Annotated in this window: 13 protein-coding genes; 11 read left to right on the top strand and 2 right to left on the bottom strand. The window is 36.2% G+C overall.

Annotated elements, in window-relative coordinates; genetic code table 11:
• Positions 1-336: 336 nt before the first annotated feature.
• Positions 337-1,107: an energy transducer TonB gene (locus ACFIJ0_RS01580; protein WP_375623518.1), complete on the bottom strand. Its 771-nt coding sequence runs from the start codon at positions 1,105-1,107 to the stop codon at positions 337-339.
• Positions 1,108-1,353: 246 nt separating this feature from the next.
• On the opposite strand from ACFIJ0_RS01580, the gene ACFIJ0_RS01575 reads away from it, so the two are divergent.
• The 5 genes from ACFIJ0_RS01575 (at position 1,354) to ACFIJ0_RS01555 (ending at position 7,696) form a co-directional block, all read left to right on the top strand.
• Positions 1,354-3,531: a TonB-dependent hemoglobin/transferrin/lactoferrin family receptor gene (locus tag ACFIJ0_RS01575; RefSeq protein ID WP_375644064.1), complete on the top strand. Its 2,178-nt coding sequence runs from the start codon at positions 1,354-1,356 to the stop codon at positions 3,529-3,531.
• 263 nt (positions 3,532-3,794) lie between these two features.
• The gene (locus tag ACFIJ0_RS01570) at positions 3,795-4,835 is read left to right on the top strand and encodes a hemin-degrading factor (RefSeq protein WP_375623461.1); all 1,041 of its coding nucleotides are present in this window, start codon (positions 3,795-3,797) and stop codon (positions 4,833-4,835) included.
• A gap of 22 nt (positions 4,836-4,857) precedes the next feature.
• Positions 4,858-5,760, top strand: a complete 903-nt coding sequence (locus ACFIJ0_RS01565; RefSeq protein WP_375623459.1) for a hemin ABC transporter substrate-binding protein — start codon at positions 4,858-4,860, stop codon at positions 5,758-5,760.
• Positions 5,761-5,765: 5 nt separating this feature from the next.
• Positions 5,766-6,866, top strand: a complete 1,101-nt coding sequence (locus ACFIJ0_RS01560; protein WP_375623457.1) for a FecCD family ABC transporter permease — start codon at positions 5,766-5,768, stop codon at positions 6,864-6,866.
• Positions 6,863-7,696, top strand: a complete 834-nt coding sequence (locus ACFIJ0_RS01555; RefSeq protein ID WP_375623455.1) for a heme ABC transporter ATP-binding protein — start codon at positions 6,863-6,865, stop codon at positions 7,694-7,696. Before ACFIJ0_RS01560 ends, ACFIJ0_RS01555 begins: the two co-directional genes overlap by 4 nt.
• 1,141 nt (positions 7,697-8,837) lie before the next feature.
• On the opposite strand, the gene ACFIJ0_RS01550 is transcribed toward ACFIJ0_RS01555, so the two are convergent.
• Complete coding sequence (locus tag ACFIJ0_RS01550; protein ID WP_375623453.1) at positions 8,838-9,812, bottom strand: tail fiber protein; 975 nt, start codon at positions 9,810-9,812, stop codon at positions 8,838-8,840.
• A 3,336-nt stretch (positions 9,813-13,148) separates the two neighbouring features.
• Between ACFIJ0_RS01550 and thiC the strand changes: the two genes are divergently transcribed.
• Genes thiC through ACFIJ0_RS01520 form a run of 6 tightly spaced genes read left to right on the top strand, consistent with a single transcriptional unit; the run spans position 13,149 to position 18,261 of the window.
• Complete coding sequence (gene thiC, locus ACFIJ0_RS01545) at positions 13,149-14,984, top strand: phosphomethylpyrimidine synthase ThiC (RefSeq protein ID WP_375623451.1); 1,836 nt, start codon at positions 13,149-13,151, stop codon at positions 14,982-14,984.
• Positions 14,981-15,931 carry an FAD-dependent oxidoreductase gene (locus ACFIJ0_RS01540; RefSeq protein WP_375623449.1) on the top strand — a complete coding sequence of 317 codons (951 nt, stop codon included), beginning with the start codon at positions 14,981-14,983 and terminating at the stop codon, positions 15,929-15,931. Before thiC ends, ACFIJ0_RS01540 begins: the two co-directional genes overlap by 4 nt.
• A 3-nt stretch (positions 15,932-15,934) precedes the next feature.
• Positions 15,935-16,132, top strand: coding sequence for a sulfur carrier protein ThiS (gene thiS / locus ACFIJ0_RS01535; protein WP_375623447.1), 198 nt, complete (start codon positions 15,935-15,937; stop codon positions 16,130-16,132).
• 4 nt (positions 16,133-16,136) lie between these two features.
• Positions 16,137-16,910 carry a thiazole synthase gene (locus ACFIJ0_RS01530; protein ID WP_375644062.1) on the top strand — a complete coding sequence of 258 codons (774 nt, stop codon included), beginning with the start codon at positions 16,137-16,139 and terminating at the stop codon, positions 16,908-16,910.
• Positions 16,907-17,512, top strand: coding sequence for a thiamine phosphate synthase (locus ACFIJ0_RS01525; protein WP_375623443.1), 606 nt, complete (start codon positions 16,907-16,909; stop codon positions 17,510-17,512). Before ACFIJ0_RS01530 ends, ACFIJ0_RS01525 begins: the two co-directional genes overlap by 4 nt.
• Positions 17,503-18,261 carry a hydroxymethylpyrimidine/phosphomethylpyrimidine kinase gene (locus tag ACFIJ0_RS01520; protein ID WP_375644070.1) on the top strand — a complete coding sequence of 253 codons (759 nt, stop codon included), beginning with the start codon at positions 17,503-17,505 and terminating at the stop codon, positions 18,259-18,261. The genes ACFIJ0_RS01525 and ACFIJ0_RS01520 overlap by 10 nt, the downstream gene beginning before the upstream one ends.
• The last annotated feature ends 289 nt before the right edge of the window (positions 18,262-18,550 follow it).

The following is an 18,550-nucleotide window of genomic DNA, read 5'->3' as shown; positions in this document are numbered from 1 at the left end:
ACGGTGTATCTGAAAAGTACTTACAAAAACCCTCTCACGAATGGTATAAAAATCGATTAGACACGATTAACCTTTACTTAATAAAAGCTATAGCTCTATCATCCTTAACTCCCAATGTTGCAACAGCCCTTTCATTTAGAGCATTCATAAGAAGTATATTCACTGCTTTTTAGAAGTTTTTATCCATGCTTCCCCTCAACTTGTGTCATAAGTAAGCGGATAGTTTTGATTGATTCAATGTCAAAAAATTCGAACGAACTATATTTGCACTTTCATTAAAATTATAAACAATCATTATAAATCAATATCTTATAAGAAAAATTCCCCGCATAAAAATCAGCTAAATATCAGAGATACTCTGATTTTTTTATTCGCTTTTGATGGTGGTGGTGGTGGAAAAGAACCAACGCGGTGAAGTGCTGCCATAGCTAATCGATCAAGTTCTGGATCTCCAGCAGAAGCGACAACACGGCTAGAAAAAATGCTTCCCTGCTCATGCACCCTAAACTCTAACTTCACCGTTCCTTTTGCTCGGCTAGTACGCTGTCCTACAACATAATTTTTTTGCCTTTCTAATTGTGACTGTACCTTTGCTAACCACTCCATTAACAACATATCTTCAAGCCCTGCTGTCCCGACGCCCTTGTTGGTGGAAGAAGAACGTACCGCCTTTGCATTGGAGCGCTTTACTACAGCCTTTGGCATCGGTATTGTTTTTTTGATAAACGCTTTATGCTCCACTTTTTGAGGAAGGGGGTCTTCCAAAGACTTTAAGTCATCTTGTTCTACCATATGCTGAGGTTCTTCCGATTGAACTTCATCCACGGATTCCAATTCCTCTGACTCCTTCTCTAAAAGATCAGACTGTAATACTTTTGGCTCTGTATTAATATCCGACTCTGTATGAATATCTGACAAGTCTGTATCAACATCCGGATATACAGTTTCTTGCACAAAAGTCAGCATAATCTCCGACGAGAGCAAGCCATTACTTACACCAATACTTTGAAAATAAAACTGCGCTCCCAATAATACATGCAAAAAGAAAGCTCCAACAAATGCACCAATCCAACGAGTTAATAATTGCTTCGTATTTATAAAATGCATCGTTTCTTCTGCCACTATTTTAAGCTTATTATTGGTGTTCAATCTCATTAAAACAGGCTATTTTGAAATTGCAACTTTTTTCTTGACTGATTTTGTCATGTTTAATATGGTTTTCTAGTGATTTTGTGTTGTTGGCAAAATCATTTCTGCTTGGCTGGCAAGTTTTAATCAGCGAGTCCAGCCTTTTTGTATGTAATATAAAATTTCCAAACAGAGAGGGGATGCTTAAAAGGGTTGTGATGTATCATGCAAATAAGACGAAAAAATATCTATAAAAGCTGTGTGATTTTAAGTGCGTTATCGGTCTGTGTACCTTCTTTTGTTTTTGCACAGAGTAAAAATAAGGGTGCTGTAACTGAACTTAAACCAATTGTTATTGAAGAGAAAAAAATAGGATCGGTTTTGGATTCAGTAACTATTCTGACAGATCGTAAAACTGCTAAGGATATTAGTGAAAAACAAATAACTAGTGCCTATGATATTAGTCGTCTTGATCCATCCGTAACCTATAACCCAAGAAACAACAGTTTTGTCATTCGTGGTTTAGAGGCAAACCGTGTTCTCACAACAATGGATGGTATTGTTCTTCCATGGTTCGACGATATACTGCGTGGGAATGGTGGTAACACAACGTTTGACTTTAGTGCACTTTCTACACTTGATATTATTCAGGGATCGGATTCTAGTCTTTACGGATCTGGTGCACTAGGAGGAGTTATTGCGTTGCGTACCCTTAATCCTGAAGATCTTATCACAGAAGAGAAGAATTGGGGTGCTCTTATAAAAGGTGGTTATCATTCTGTTGATAATAGTTGGCACATAAATCAAGCTGTTGCAGTGCGTGCTCAACAAACGTTTTTACTTTTCCAAGGTTCTTATGCGGAAGGTCATGAGCGCAAAAATATGGGAACTCTAGAAGGCTATGAAGAACGCACACGTAAAAACCCTGCTCATTTTGACCAAAATAATTTGCTCTTTAAAATTCACCAATACCTTGATGACAATCACCGGCTTGGTTTTACCGCGGAGCGTTTTGGTTACAATGTTGATATACATTCATTGGATGCTTCTAAAAAATATGCTCCAGGTTCCGTTTATGATAAAGACAACAAACTCCGTGAACGCCTTTCTCTTTCTTATGACTATAACGGCAATGAAGATGCTGTTTTTGATGCGTTTCGTGGGCAGATTTATTGGCAAAAACAGTCAAATCGTTATATTATGACTGGGTTTCGTGTTGCGGCACCTAAAGGCGATTATTTGAGAGATAATTTTTTGCGTAATACCAATTATGGTTTTAATGCCGATACTCTCAAGAAAATTCATATTGGCACTTTAGATCATACGTTAAAATTTGCCACTAATGTTTTGTCATCTAAATTTCATCATTATTTGTTAGGTAAAGATAATTGTCATTTGGCGGAAAATGCAGGAGGGTGCCTCTTTTTGCCTGCTAATCGGTCAGATTCACCGGATACGAATGGCTACAATTTTGGTTTTGTTTTTGAAGATGAAATTGGCTTTGCTGATAACCATTTCCGTATAACACCTGGAGTTCGTTATGATTGGTATAAGTACGTCCCTCAGAAAACGTCCTCTTATGAGAAAGCACTATTTTCTGACAAATTTCCTTCAGAAAGAAGTGGTGCGCGTTTTTCTCCAAAATTACGTATGGAGTGGGATGTTCGTAATCAAGTAACGCTCTACGCTCAATGGGCGCAAGCTTTTCGTGCACCACGTGTTTCAGAACTCTACGTCTCTTATATAAAACCCTCTGCTTATTATGTAAAAGGAAATCCTGATCTTAAAGCAGAAACCAGCAATGGATATGATGTTGGTATAAGATATAAAAATAAAAATTTCGATGGTTCACTCAGTGCCTTTTTCAATCAATATAAAGACTTCATAGATACTATAGATAAAGGGACATCCGAGGAATTTCGATTTGCGCGTCGCCATTACACAAATCGTGCGAATGTGCGTATTTATGGTGCTGAAGCAAAAATACATTTAGCTCTTAATGGTGGATTCCATAGCAATTTTACTCTTGCCTATTCGCAGGGAAAAGATCTCGATAAGGATGAATATCTTAACTCGATTCCAGCTTTAAAAACGATTGTTGGGATCGGATACGCAAAAGAAATCTGGGGAGCAGATGTCGTGCTTACCTCATCTGCCAAACGCGATAAAGTTGCTAAGGATTCTGATTATCAAAAGATTCCTGGATACAAAATCTTTGATGTATCATGTTGGTTGAAGCCATTCGGCGAAAAAGGACTTGTTGTAAAAGCGGGTGTTTATAATCTGTTCAATGAAAAATATTGGGATGTATCAGATCTTCCTTCTGCTAAAAGTACAACACCAAAGGATTATTACAGCCAACCTGGTCGTAATTTCAAGGTATCGTTTGTGCAAAAATTTTAGTCACTTTTGTTAACTATTTGATCAATTGAAAGGGTTATATCGGTAAAAAATAAACTGTTGCATTTCTGTTCTCATTGTTCTTTAAAAAAATGAGCTAGATGCTTTAATTTTTTGTAATTTATCGATTTTTATTGTTCTGCTGTTGATAATAAGGGCTTATTTGGTAGTGGGTTGAACCTTTAGTTGATAATGGTTCGACTTACTATCTTTGAATTGTAAAATTGAAAAAATTAACTCTCAAATAGGCAAGATAAGGAAAGTCCATGTCATATACAGCCGAGATGATTATTCGTTTGCGTGAAGAAAAAAAAGAAATGCGTAGCCGCGATTTTGCGGTCTCTATTGGTATATCCGAAGCAGAACTTATTGCGGCCTATTGTACAATTGGAAAAGCAAAAAAACTACGCGCTAATGTCACTACTCTCTTGGAAAATGCTCCTAAACTTGGAACAGTTATGGCATTGACACGTAATGAAAATGCTGTTCATGAAATAACAGGATGTTTTGAGAAAATTGTTCAAAGCCAGCATATCCCGATAACACTTGGTGAAATTGACCTGCGTATTTTTTCAAAACAATGGAAATTTGGTTTCGAGCATGACGTGACAATTCTCGGAAAAACTATGAAAAGTTTGCAATTCTTTGATCAATATGGTATTGCTGTCTTCAAGGTCTATTCTAAAGATACGACAAATATGGAAGAATGGGCTGCACTTGTTGAAAAGTTGCTTCATGACGATCAGTCCACTGTACTTGATATTTCTCCCGTTCCTACTGCAGTACAATGTGATACGGCAAAGCTCGATGTTGAAAAACTCCGAGATCGTTGGCGACAGATGACTGATGTACATCAGCTTCACGGGATTATTTCTGAACTGAAAATTAATCGACATGTTGCTGTAAAACATGCCGGAAATGAGTTTGCCGATGAGTTAAAAATAGAAGCTGTTGAGATGATGCTCAAAAAAGTTGCACAAGAAGAGTTACCAATTATGTGTTTTGTTGGTAATCGAGGATGTATCCAAATCTTCACTGGGCAAGTAAAGAACATTAAGCAAATGGGACCTTGGCTTAATGTTCTTGATCAAAAATTTCACCTCCATTTACTCGTTTCTGGGATCAATAAGGTATGGCGTGTCCGCAAACCTACGATTGATGGTTATGTCAGCTCACTTGAAGTTTTTGATAAAGATGATGAGATGATTATTCAATTCTTTGGCATACGCAAGGAAGGTCAAAAAGAACGTGAAGATTGGCGCTCTTTATTAAATAGTTTACCATCGTGCCAAAAAAAACAGCAGTAACTAAGATAAGGCAAGGTCGAACATGTTCATATCTCTTTTGCATAGGTTATCAAACCTTTTTCTTATGTGTTTACTGCTTTCTCTTACCTGTTTTTTTAAACAAGTAATTGCTGAACCCACAACCCATTTTCCTGAAAATGCTCGAATTGTTTCTATCGGCGGAGCACTTACAGAAATTGTCTATGCATTGGGAGCCCAAGATCAACTTGTCGCCCGTGATAGTACAAGCGTCTACCCGCAAGAGGCACTCAAGCTTCCTGTGCTTGGGTATATGCGCGCTCTTTCACCTGAGGGGGTTTTATCACTTGCCCCAGAAGGCATATTGCTTGTTGAAGGAAGCGGACCTGCTTCAACAATTGATATTCTCAAAAAAACATCAATACCTCTGGTGATTATACCAGAAAACTACTCCCGTGAAAATGTGATAGAAAAGATTCGCCTCGTTGGCCAAGCCATTCATCGGGAAGTGCAAGCAGCTGCGTTGATTGAAAAATTGAAGCGTAATTTTTTAGACAACGATGCGCTTTTGGCGAAAGTAACAAAGCCAAAGCGTGTTCTTTTTGTTTTATCCGTACAAAATGGACGCGTCATGGCATCTGGCACAGGGACAGCAGCCGATGGTATGATAAAACTTTCAGGTGCTATCAATGCTATCACCGATTATAAAGGATATAAACTACTCAATGGCGAAGCGTTATTGAAATTAGATCCTGATGTTATCTTACTTGTAAAACATAGTGCAAGATCAACCAGCATTGATAAGATTTTAGCCATACCGGCAGTTCAAGCAACAACTGCAGCAAAAAATCATGCTATAAAACAGATGGATGCTATGTATCTTTTAGGATTTGGTCCACGCACTGCAGATGCATCAAGAGAGCTTATTGAGATACTTTATGGTCCAAATCAAAACGGTAAGAGCTGATAAAAATGGTAGACGGTACATCCATGATGCATTTACCTGAAGCAAAAGAAGGTAAAAAAATAAACCGTTCAAAGCAGGGGAAGGTTTTATTATTAAGCTTAATAATATTCCTTACCTTGAGTATTTTTGGTGGGCTCTTGAATGGTGCAGCAAAGGTTTCTTTCGTTGATCTCCTCCATGTGATGCTTACACAAGATTTTTCGGTAAGTAGTAAAACGCGTGATTACCTCGTGCTTATCGACATACGGCTTCCCCGTGTTATCTTGGGATTGTTGATTGGAGCAGCTTTAGCTGTCTCCGGTGTTCTTATGCAAGGACTTTTCCGTAATCCTCTTGCAGATCCTGGAATTGTAGGTGTATCAGCAGGTGCTGGACTTGGAGCAGTCTTAGCAATTGTTGTCAGTGGTATTGCTTTTCCTGTTTCATTTACACCTTTTCTAGAACCTTACAAAGTTATCATAGGTGCTTTTTTTGGTGGACTTTTATCAACGATTGTTCTCTACATAATAGCAACGCATAATAGCTTTACCTCTATTGCAACCATGTTGCTTGCTGGTATTGCTCTTGGTGCCTTAAGCAGTGCAGTTGTCGGAACATTGATTTTTATCGCAAATGACCAGCAACTCCGTGATATCACTTTTTGGAGTCTTGGCTCTCTTGCGGGCGCCACATGGTTGAAAGTATGGCTCGTTCTCCCTTTCATCGTTATTGGTCTTCTTTTCTCTCCCTTTTTATCACGAGCACTTAATGCCCTTGCTCTTGGAGAAGCTGTTGCTGTCCATATTGGTTTCCATATTCAACGCGTTAAAAATATTGCTATTCCCCTTGTTGCTCTTATGTGTGGTAGTGCTGTTGCTGTCAGTGGTGGTATTGGTTTTATTGGTATTATTGTTCCTCATATTTTACGTCAGCTCATTGGTCCTGATCATCGCTATCTCATTCCTTGCTCTGCCCTCTTGGGAGCAGCATTACTTATTTTTGCTGATACGTTTGCACGCTTAATTGTTACCCCCGCAGAATTGCCAATTGGAATTGTAACAGCACTTTTTGGTGCACCTTTCTTTCTATGGATCCTTATATGCAAACGAGGAACAGACTTTTCATGATTGAAGCGACAAATATTTGTGTTCGGCGCGGAAAGAAGCAAATTCTTAAACACATTAATCTTCAAGCTAAAAGTGGTGCTTTTACCATTATTATTGGTCCTAATGGATCAGGAAAAAGTACTTTTATCAAAGCTCTGAGTGGTGAAATTCCTTACAGTGGAACAATAACCTTAAATGGTTATAATGTATGCCAAACAAAAACTCATGAAATGGCAAAAATGCGCGCTGTGCTACCACAATCAACAACACTCGTATTTCCATTTTTAGTCCATGAAGTTGTAGGGCTTGGACTTTCTGTAAACCAATTTACCATTGCCAAAGCCGAATTGCAAAATCTTATCCAAAAAGCTTTAGAGTGCGTTGACCTTTCTGATTATGGCAACCTATATTATCACCAATTATCAGGTGGAGAACAAGCTAGAGTACAGCTTGCCCGTGTACTTTGCCAAATCTGGAAACCTGTTTATAATGGAATTCCTCGCTGGATGATATTAGATGAACCTATTGCTAGCCTCGATATTCAACATCAAATCATCGTTATGGATATTGCTAAACAATTTGCCCATTCTGGTGGCGGCGTTCTTGCTGTTCTTCATGACCTCAATCTCGCAGCACATTATGCAGATAAAATGATCTTGCTCAAGGATGGAGAGATTTATTGCGAAGGAAATGCAACTAACGTTTTGACAACACAAAATCTCCGCGATGTTTATCATTGTTCTTTAAACGTTTCTGAATTACCTAAAGAAGATATTCCATTTATACTCCCTCAAACGGCATCCTCCTATGAAATTAGATCTCTAAGCTATCGGCTTCAATCTAAAAACTAAAGTCCATAGCAAAATAAAACCGCAAATATTTAAGAATCTTTTTTATTTTTATAAGAACTCCTTTTTGTCATCTGTCATTTTAAAAAAGAAGACCAAGCGCCCTACAGATATTTTTGGAAAAAGCTCCTACTTTAAAATCTTTCAAGATTTTAAGTAACTAAAGACATGTAAAACTTTGTTTTTCTATTACACTGTTAGACAATCCGGATTTATACAACATAAATATGCGTTTTCCTACTCTTTTTATCACTTTATCTTTATAAAAATGATTCAAGAAATGCGTACAAATGCCTTTGTTATAATAATGGGGTGTATTATTTATATCTTCTAAGGACCATAGAGAAATCAAGTACCTTTTCCCCATCCATAAAAGATTTATTTGTAGCTTTAATAGTAATATTTTCTTTATAACACATCTACTTTAGCTTTTTTTATAAATAAATATTGATTTATAATGTTATTTTTTACTTTTCTCTCTCTATTAAAAAATTGCTTATTAGCATATAACAAAGAATTAAACTATTGAATAAAAACTTTAAAATAAAATCAATAACGTTTCTTGTAAGCCCCCTAATGCAAAAACAATGCGGAATATAGGGATAAGGAGAGAGTATAGAAATAGCATTTGTCTGCTGCTTCACAAGCATAAAGATGATTCCACTCAAGGAGTACTATCATTTACAGATAAAGCCTACACCATGGCAATGCAAAAAAATGAAATCGACAACAAGATGAGAGATATCTTTATGAGATGAATTAACTCATACAGGGGTATGTTGTTTTTGCACAAAAAAAGTTAAAAATATTGTACTTTTTTATGCGTCAGGTTGAATAATTTTATCACCTTACCCCCAATCAAAACACCTTATGAAAAAATATATCTCCAGATCACTTCACGACACAGTTTGAATGATTTTTACATATTTTCTCTATGTTATCATACAATTATAAAAAAATTATGATTTTCTTTTTCTTATAATAAATTATATCCTTAACTCTTTCTTTCAATCATGTTAAAGTTGTCTTTCTGACTCTATCAAGTATCGTATTAACAATATAGATTTCCTCTTCATATGCATAGAAAATAACGCGGAATTTCTCCGCGTTAACAAAATTATCAGGGTGTATAGATTATTATTACTCATGATTTTATAGCATAGACAACAGTTGTATTAACAGGGCGCGTTTCTGCCTCACCCGTATGGGAAAGAGTTACCTTGTGTGTATGTGCGCCAGCAGAATCTGTTGTTCCTTTCAGGGTCGCATCATAGGTATAATGATTCGGTAATCTCCCAATATCACCAACTGGCCATCCAACTCCTTTATACTTAAAACTATGCGCATGCTCGCCTGCGTTTTCAGTGCTCCCAATATGGGTATGCGATTTTATGCTATCTTGTTGTTCATCTGCAAATTTTCTATCACCATCTAAACCCCGACCATTATCAAAGCCGCGTAAAAACATGCCTCTAAAATCAGGAACTTTAAAAGTTTTATTACTGTCTTTTCCCCATTTATCTCCTATTGCCCTGAATAACTGCGGATAATCTTCACGCTTATAGGCTTTACCATCACATAAAAGCCAACCATTTGGCACATTTTGCATAGCAAATGTTGCAATAAATCCAGAGGGAAAACTTTCTATCTTTGGTGGTGTAGGATTTAATAAATACCAACCATCATGCTCTTTTATTAAAACACCATTATTATATACCATTTCATAAATGCCATCTGTTTGAAATTCTCCACCTTCTAATGGTATAACCCCCGCATCAGTAGCTTTATAGATAAGCTTTTCTCCTATATTATTAACAGTTATTGTTGTCGCGCCAATATTTACACCACAAGCTTTAAAACGTATGACGATATCATTGTTGTATTTCTTTATAGGCGAAACTGTCTTTAAGGTAATTAATGTTGTTTTATCTTCCACATTTACTATAAAGCTTGAATTAATAGATCCACCATTATCTGCAAGATATTCACGTACGCGCTGCATCATCGCCCGTGCACTATCATTAACAGAACTAGGCGGCTGACCTTCTGCCCAATTAATGATACTATCTGAATAAGCATTTTCATCAGCCTTTAGAGACCAATCGTAAATATTAGACATTATAAATCCCCCATTATTTTCATAGTTTTTCTAACAACTTCTCGTTCTGTGCACCAAAATGTGCCACCGCTGTTTATTGGTACATCATAACCACTGCACCATCCGTATTTACGTATTTTACCTCTCTTCACTCCTTGCAATTTAATAACCTAAATTCACCAGACGCTTTTCATAACATTAGTATTAATACTTTCTCTTCTAATGTGTAATCTAACCACCTCACCTGATGTTACTTAATATCTTGTTTTGCTGCTTTACTGTTGTTATATAATTATTTTCCAATCTTGCATCTTGTTACAAAATTATAAATACTGTTCAAAATTTTTCTTATTATGGATTTCATATAACCATTATTGAATGTAATAAATTATCATCAACATAAAAAGTTTCTGACTTAAAAATTATCTTTTTTCAATAGGTTAAATCTATCTCGTCGAGATTTTATACCATATATTTTAAACAAAGAAACTCTATCATTTGTATAAAATTTTAAAAGTTACCTTTAAATTCTTTGCATGCTTCATTATGTTTTTATTCACATGCAGATACTTTGTTCTATTTTATTTAATTTATCCCTGATAATTATGTTACAAGATCAGCATAAATGTTTTTTTGAACAAGCCTTTGTTCAATCTAAATGCACCATAGAGAATATATTTAATATGGCCATTTCTTCCAACTTTCATTGAACTGGAAATGAAATACTTTGAAATACTAAAGAAATATCACACACCTTCACTACATTTGAAGGATGTATCCGACCCGGAAAACATTAAAAAGCATAACCTAGCGCCCTCCCCCAATTTTTATGAACAATATCCTTGTTTTTTAAACGCCCCGTAACCAACTTCTCCCCTCCTGCACTTAGTACATCTCTCTATATATTATTATATGTATATTTTTTTTGCAAGAACAATAAATCATTCTCAACAACATCTTGTAATTATCGGTGTTCTTCTTAATTCATGGCAATATCAAAAAGCATTTTCCAAACTGTTTTGCTAACTCATCTGCCTCATCAATCCAAACAAAAATACGCTCCATCGATTTAACACTTGCTATACCCTTAACTATCAAAGAAAAAGTCTTTCTAAATAAGTAGCCAGACAATTAAACTATCTATGGCTTGTGTTTCCACATAGAATATCCCCTCCTCTCATTACCAACTTTATTTTCAGTGTTCTCTGCACCTTTAACTTCTATCTTCCCTTTAAAAATACGCATTATTTATTAGCTACGCCCTTTACCAGCTCTAGATGGGGTTATTTTTTACTGTTTTTAAAGTTATCGCTATATTTTCTAATGTCAGAAACATTTTCTTTAGGCAATAAAAAACTGAGAAATTTCAGAATTTCTAGATGTATAACGCCATATATAATCTTACCATACATGAATGAAATGTGATCTGTTCTAATCTACAAAAAATATAATACGTATTAATATAAATATATTAATGAATCCACAAAATGAACACTCAAAAAGAACGATGGAGATATGAGTTTTGGAGATCTTATAGTATGCAGTATGGTAGGATTTTTATTTATAATCTTTTCATTAGGGGGTGGGTGAATGCTCAAAATCGTTACAGCAGAATGGAAAAAGGAATATTTTAGGTGTTCTTTTCTATTCCTTCCACCATTTACCTCATTATTTAGTATAATTGCACTACTTAAATATGATTTTTTTAACAAGATCTAAAAGATAAGCTGTTTTTATATCCTTCCTAATGTGCATAAAGAGTTTTATGATGTTAGTGGGACAATGCAAAGCGATTATAGAATGCTATGATAGTGCAAATAAAGAATTCACTAACGAATTTATCTATGAATCTCTTATTAACAAATTTGTCTATCTCTGCTCTGAGGTATACCAATCATCTTTTCCCGCATAGCTGCAGCTTTTATATGGCTACCAATTGTAACATTGCTAATATAATAGCAATGTTAGTGGGAATTTGGTTACTCTTCCTCATAATTCCCGACTTACTCAAAATTTGGTTTTTGGCTTTGTTAATTACTATCATAATAATTCTTTGTTTGCTTTTTTTTATTTATTACCCATTTTATTGTTTTAAAATTTTTTTGACGCAAATTTACTCAATTTTTCTCTTGTTGTATTATAATAATAAGAGCACTTCATTATAATTAGATAGCTTTTTGTATATAATTAATAATTTCTTATCTGTAATATTGTTGCACGACAACACATGACTCTTGAATAACTTTACCTTGAAAACAAAGAGCTTTATATCTCAGAAAATGAATTTTTACCTCATCTTAAGCTAAAACACAGCGCTTTGCACGCATTTCTATTGCAAACTAATTAATGAATTTACGTAGTAATTTATGCTGAGATACATCCTTTTGCTTTCCTCTCTCTTCCAACTATTTAAAAGTGTTGATGAAATTTCAAAAAGCCTTTGTTCATTTTTATCATCATTTTTTAATTCAGCTTTACGATTTTCAAAACATTCAAGACAATATTATTTCTAATAATAAAGATCAGGCATTGTTTCACGCTTTTGTTTATCCCATTCTTAATAGGAACATCCCCTTCATGAAGAATAGAATACCCAAAACAAAATATAATGATATTGCATATCACGCACTTTTTTAAGAAATATTGCTCAAAATATACTCCGTTCATTTTACGACAGCGCACGTCAATGATATAATAGTAAGCCATTATAGATCATCATCTTTAAACTTTTTAAGATACAAGGTGGAACCCATCATACATTTTTTGGCCCCACGTTGTGACAGTCCTCACATCTGAGAATATTCATAAATGACATTTGGCTTCCTTTCTTCAAGTGTTTTGCCCATACGCTCCTACTTATGACGTGCAAGGAAGTGATTTTATATGAAAAGATGTATGATGAAAGAATCTTATGGTATTCTGAGTTATTATTTTAATATGAAAAAAAATCTCAATCAGAGCTATAAACTATCTACTTTTTCCTTGATAATCCGTTTTTAACTTTATTCTTGTTTATAAAAGCTTCAATATCATAGTTTATCACTTTATGATATCTATTTTCACTCTTAAAAAACACACCAAAATCGTTTAAAATATATTTTTATGATTGACAATATAGATATTTAAGCCAACCATATTCGTATTAACAAAAATACTTTAAGTGGAGAAGGTATGCGAATATGAGTATAGATATTGTATCAATTTTTCAAAATAAATTTTCTTGAGCTTTATTGGATTTGCTTTGCTATAAAGCAATACTATTCCTATTCATCCAAATGCTCGTGATTGATAATTTGAATACATCCCCATTAACATCGCAACCTATTTTTGAACTCTGTGTCTATAAGGAAAAAGTTTGTGCAGAAAAATACTCCATCGATCAATTGTAGCCCCTTTCCCGCTTCACGCAAAATTTATCAACAGAGCCTTCTCTTTTCTGATGTGCGCGTACCATTGCGTGAAATTTCACTAACTGATGGCAGTGGTGAAAAACCTTTAAACGTCTACGATACTTCTGGCCCCTACACAGATAAAGATATGATCATTGATATTACAAAAGGCTTGCCAGCAATTAGCTTGCCTTGGCTCTCTAAGCGAGATGATACTGAAACTTATCCTGCACGATTAGTTAAACCTGAAGATAATGGATTGGATTCTGATAAAAACCTTACACCAGCCTTTAAACAAAAACGTCCCATTTTACGAGCAAAAAATGGCAAAGCAATTACACAAATGGCTTATGCGCGCGCAGGCATTATTACCGAAGAAATGGAATATGTGGCTATACGAGAAAATGAAGGATTAGCAGTAAAAGAACGGCAGAATGTACCATCAAATGAAACATTTGCTGGATCAATACCAGAAATTTATACTGCCGAATTTGTTCGCAATGAAATTGCTTGTGGACGCGCCATTATTCCACAAAACATTAATCATCCAGAATGCGAACCTATGATTATTGGGCGTAATTTTCGTGTTAAAATTAATGCCAATATTGGCAATTCAGCAGTGACTTCATCTATGGAAGAAGAAGTTGATAAAATGGTTTGGGCCATTCGCTGGGGAGCAGATACAGTTATGGATCTCTCAACAGGTCGAAATATTCATAATATTCGTGAGTGGATTATTCGAAATGCCCCTGTTCCCATCGGGACTGTTCCACTTTATCAAGCACTCGAAAAAGTACAGGGTATTGCCGAAAACTTAACATGGAACATTTTCCGTGATACCCTTATTGAGCAAGCAGAACAAGGTGTTGATTATTTTACCATTCATGCGGGATTAAGATTACCTTTTATCCCTTTGACCGTTGAGCGGGTAACAGGTATTGTTTCACGAGGTGGTTCTATTATGGCAAAATGGTGCTTGCATCATCATAAAGAAAGTTTTCTCTATGAACATTTTGATGAAATTTGTGATATTGCACGCGCGTATGATATCTCTCTTTCATTGGGGGATGGATTACGCCCTGGCTCTATTGCCGATGCCAATGATGAAGCCCAATTTGCAGAGCTTAAAATTTTGGGAGAATTGACAAAAATTGCTTGGGGAAAAGATGTACAGGTTATGATTGAAGGTCCTGGGCATGTCCCAATGCACAAAATTAAAGAAAATATGGAGCAGCAATTAGATCTTTGTCATGAGGCGCCTTTTTATACTTTGGGACCTCTTACAACGGACATTGCTCCTGGTTATGATCATATTACATCAGCAATTGGTGCCGCTATGATTGGATGGTTTGGAACAGCCATGTTGTGTTATGTAACGCCTAAAGAACACCTAGGACTTCCCGATAGGAATGACGTAAAAACTGGTGTGATCACTTATAAAATTGCTGCTCATGCCGCTGACCTTGCCAAAGGTTTGCCTAGAGCACAATTGCGCGATAATGCTCTTTCGCGTGCACGATTTGATTTTAGATGGCATGATCAATTCAACCTTTCTCTTGATCCGGAAACAGCCTGTGCCTTTCATGATGAGACAATGCCTAAAGAAGCCCATAAATTGGTGCATTTTTGTTCCATGTGTGGACCCAAATTCTGTTCTATGCGTATTTCTCATGATATTCGTGAGGCAGCAGCAATAAGAAAAACAAAAGGAGAAGGTATGATCGCCATGGCCGAGAAATATCAAAAAAATGGTGATCTTTATATGGAACGTGTTCCTCCTCAAAAAAAGAAGGTAAACAGTTGAAGAACATTCTTATCAAAGGTGCGGGTGTAGGTGGCTTAACCGTTGCCTTTATGTTACAGCAAAAAGGTGCTTCTGTTACTGTATCGGCTCCCCCTCATTCTCCTATAGGAACGGCTAGTTGGTATGCAGGAGGAATGCTCGCACCTTACTGTGAAAGAGAAAATGCAGAACAGATTGTTGAAGATCTTGGTATACAAGCTATACAGTGGTGGCGTAAAACTCTCCCCAACCTTGTCATACAAAAAGGCACTTTAGTGGTTGCACCTACACGAGATAGAGGGGAGCTTGAACAATTTTCTGTGCGCACGCATAATCACAAAACCATAGATATTGTAGAAATAGCTCATCTTGAACCAGATCTTGCGGAACGTTTTAACTGTGCGCTCTTTTATGAAAATGAAGCCCATATTGATCCTCGCAAAGCACTTATGGCTTTAAAGGAAAAGCTTCTCAACAATGGAGCGTGTTTTGTTGATGTAGAGACGGCTGAAACAAATTTTGATATTGTTATTGATGCGACAGGAATAGCACGTTTAGGAAAAGATAAAAATATACGAGGCGTGCGCGGCGAAATGCTTCTCGTGCGCTGCACCGATATTAAAATTTCGCGTCCAATTCGTCTTCTTCATCCACGGTTTCCTCTCTACATTGTACCTCGACAAGATAATATTTTTATGATTGGCGCAACAATGATTGAAAGTGACTTTGATGGTGCAGTCTCAGTGAGATCAATGGTGGAACTGCTCAACGCGGCTTATACTTTACATCCTGCTTTTTCTGAAGCAGAAATTATTGAATCTGGCGTTGGTGTTCGTCCATGTTATCCTGATAACTTCCCTTCTGTGCATAAAGATGGTAACTGTATTTCTATTAATGGATTTTATAGACATGGTTTTCTTTTGTCTCCAGAAATGGCAAAACGAGCAATGAAATTGGCATTGGAATAAAGCATGAAAATATTTGTTAATGGTGAAACAGTCCAAACAGAAGTTATGACTCTCGGTCTCTTGCTTGAAGAATTGGGTTATGAAGGAAATTGGCTTGCAACCGCTGTTAACGCTGAGGTTGTTCCTATAGATGCACGAAGCCAATTTGTCTTGCATGAAGGAGATAAAATTGAAATTTTAAGCCCAATGCAAGGAGGCTAAAATTATGCTGAATCTTTATGAACGACAATTCTCTTCCCGTCTTCTATTAGGTACAGCGCAATATCCTTCACCAGCAATCCTTCGTGATGCTATTCATAAATCGAATACGGAAATTGTAACTGTTTCCTTACGCCGTGAAACTGCAGGTGGAAAACAAGGCGGACAATTTTGGCAATTTCTTCAAGAACTTGGGGTAACAGTGCTTCCTAATACTGCTGGTTGTTATACTGTTAAAGAAGCCGTAACCACAGCGCAATTAGCAAGAGATCTTTTTAAAACAGCTTGGATTAAACTCGAAGTCATAGGAAACCCAGACACCTTACAGCCAAATGTTTTTTCCTTACTCGAAGCTGCGCAAATTTTAAACAATGAAGATTTCAAAATTTTTGCCTATACAACGGATGATCTCATTGTTGCTGAAAAACTTTTTGACATCGGTTGCCGTGTTATTATGCCTTGGTGTGCTCCTATTGGTTCTGCCAAAGGACCTCATAATACTGATGGATTGCGTTCTATCCGTGCTTACCTTCCTGATGCTACTCTTGTTATTGATGCCGGCATTGGACGCCCATCACATGCCGCCATTGCGATGGAACTCGGTTATGATGCAGTACTGCTTAATACCGCAGTTGCTAAAGCAGGTAATCCTGTCTTAATGGCTGAAGCATTTTCTAAAGCTGTTCAAGCAGGACGTATGGGATATAAAGCTGGCATTATAGAAGCACGCAATGTAGCAGTCCCTTCAACGCCAGTCATTGGAAAAGCAGCATTTTCATGAAACTGGATCCATTTTACCTCATCGTTGATAACGCTGATTGGATTGAACGTTTGCTCCCTCTTGGAGTTAAACTCGTACAATTGCGTATGAAACATGAAAATCAACAAATAATCTGTCAACATATCAAGCGCGCAAAAAACATATGCAATAAATTGGGAGCACAATTAATTATTAATGATCATTGGGAAATAGCAATTGATGAAAAGTGCAATTTTATTCATCTGGGACAAGAAGACCTAAGCAATGCTGATCTTCACGCAATTCGCAAAAGTGGTATAAAAGTTGGTCTTAGTACACATGATGAACATGAATTGGATACCGCGCTCTCTGTTAGTCCTGAGTATATTGCGCTTGGTCCTATTTATCCAACAATCTTAAAAAAAATGAAATGGATGCCGCAAGGACTAGAAAAAATCAAACAATGGAGAAAGCGGATTGGTGCTTTACCTTTGGTGGGTATTGGTGGTTTAACACCAGAACGCGCAGTTGGTGTTTTAAAAGCAGGAGCAAATAGTGCTGCTGTTGTAACTGATATTATCCTTCATAAAAAACCTGAAGAGCGTGTACAGCAGTGGATAAAAGTGACACAAATATGGCGTTGATACCTTCCATTCTTATTGTTGCAGGCACTGATCCAACAGGAGGTGCCGGTATTGTTCGTGATATAGAAACCGCTGTACATTTTAAAATAAAAGCAAATTTAGCAATCACTTGTGTTAACGTACAAGATGATAATCGCGTTGTCGAAATCATTCCAATGCGTGAAGACCTCGTCGCTGCGCAAATGCGTGCTGCCCTAGAAGCAAATCCAATAAGCGCAATAAAAATTGGTATGACGGGGACAAAAGCAATTATAGCCGCAATTTGTAACGTACTCAAAAACTATCCCCATGTTCCAGTTATTCTCGACCCTGTACTTGTCGCTTCATCAGGAGGAAAACTAACGACGGAAACAATCATCGACACTATGATCGATGAACTGCTTCCTCATGTTGAGCTTTTAACACCGAATAGAGAAGAACTCTCTCTTCTTAGCAAAAGTCCATTGGCATCTCATGATAAACAAGCAATACAACAAGCAAAAAAACTTTTGTCATTGGGAGCTCGCTCTATTTTAGTAAAAGGGGGACATGCAGAAGGTCCTCTTGCAATTGATAGCTTCATTGACAAAACTGAAGTCATAAATATTTCTACTCCACGTTTAAAAGGAACAATGCGAGGAACAGGTTGCATTCTCTCAAGCGCTATTTCAGCGCATTTAGCATTAAATGAACCTCTCATTTCAGCTGTAAAAAAAGCAAAAACATATATCCACACATTGCTTTTAACTCATTGTAAAAACAGTTTGTAAAGTCTTAGTATTTTCTCATATAAAAGTAATATTTATATATTTCACTCATATATTTAATATTTTTAATAAAAATTATTTAAAATATATAATAATATAAGAATATAATGATCAAAAATGTTATCATACCACTTGCATTCAGTAGAGAATTATTTTACTATAAAGGTCTTGGTCTGTTTAAAAAGTTAAAATAGCGTAATTTAAACAAATTGTACATTTAAAGATGTATATAGTTGTGAGTGCTTGCATTTTACGATTTACCTTTTTGTGAAAAGAGAGAATCCTATCATCG

The sequence above is a fragment of the Bartonella sp. OC68QHHN genome, from assembly GCF_042193875.1.
Taxonomy (GTDB): domain Bacteria; phylum Pseudomonadota; class Alphaproteobacteria; order Rhizobiales; family Rhizobiaceae; genus Bartonella; species Bartonella grahamii_A.
The sequence above is the reverse complement of the archived record's forward strand: the minus strand, read 5'-3'. Positions and strand labels throughout refer to the sequence as shown.

Coding starts and splice junctions, on each gene's coding strand:
- ACFIJ0_RS01555 (WP_375623455.1), top strand. CDS start 6,863: ATGATTGAAGCGACAAATATTTGTGTTCGGCGCGGAAAGAAGCAAATT.
- ACFIJ0_RS01580 (WP_375623518.1), bottom strand. CDS start 1,107: ATGCATTTTATAAATACGAAGCAATTATTAACTCGTTGGATTGGTGCA.
- ACFIJ0_RS01560 (WP_375623457.1), top strand. CDS start 5,766: ATGGTAGACGGTACATCCATGATGCATTTACCTGAAGCAAAAGAAGGT.
- thiS (WP_375623447.1), top strand. CDS start 15,935: ATGAAAATATTTGTTAATGGTGAAACAGTCCAAACAGAAGTTATGACT.
- ACFIJ0_RS01530 (WP_375644062.1), top strand. CDS start 16,137: ATGCTGAATCTTTATGAACGACAATTCTCTTCCCGTCTTCTATTAGGT.
- ACFIJ0_RS01565 (WP_375623459.1), top strand. CDS start 4,858: ATGTTCATATCTCTTTTGCATAGGTTATCAAACCTTTTTCTTATGTGT.
- ACFIJ0_RS01520 (WP_375644070.1), top strand. CDS start 17,503: ATGGCGTTGATACCTTCCATTCTTATTGTTGCAGGCACTGATCCAACA.
- ACFIJ0_RS01570 (WP_375623461.1), top strand. CDS start 3,795: ATGTCATATACAGCCGAGATGATTATTCGTTTGCGTGAAGAAAAAAAA.
- ACFIJ0_RS01575 (WP_375644064.1), top strand. CDS start 1,354: ATGCAAATAAGACGAAAAAATATCTATAAAAGCTGTGTGATTTTAAGT.
- ACFIJ0_RS01550 (WP_375623453.1), bottom strand. CDS start 9,812: ATGTCTAATATTTACGATTGGTCTCTAAAGGCTGATGAAAATGCTTAT.
- ACFIJ0_RS01525 (WP_375623443.1), top strand. CDS start 16,907: ATGAAACTGGATCCATTTTACCTCATCGTTGATAACGCTGATTGGATT.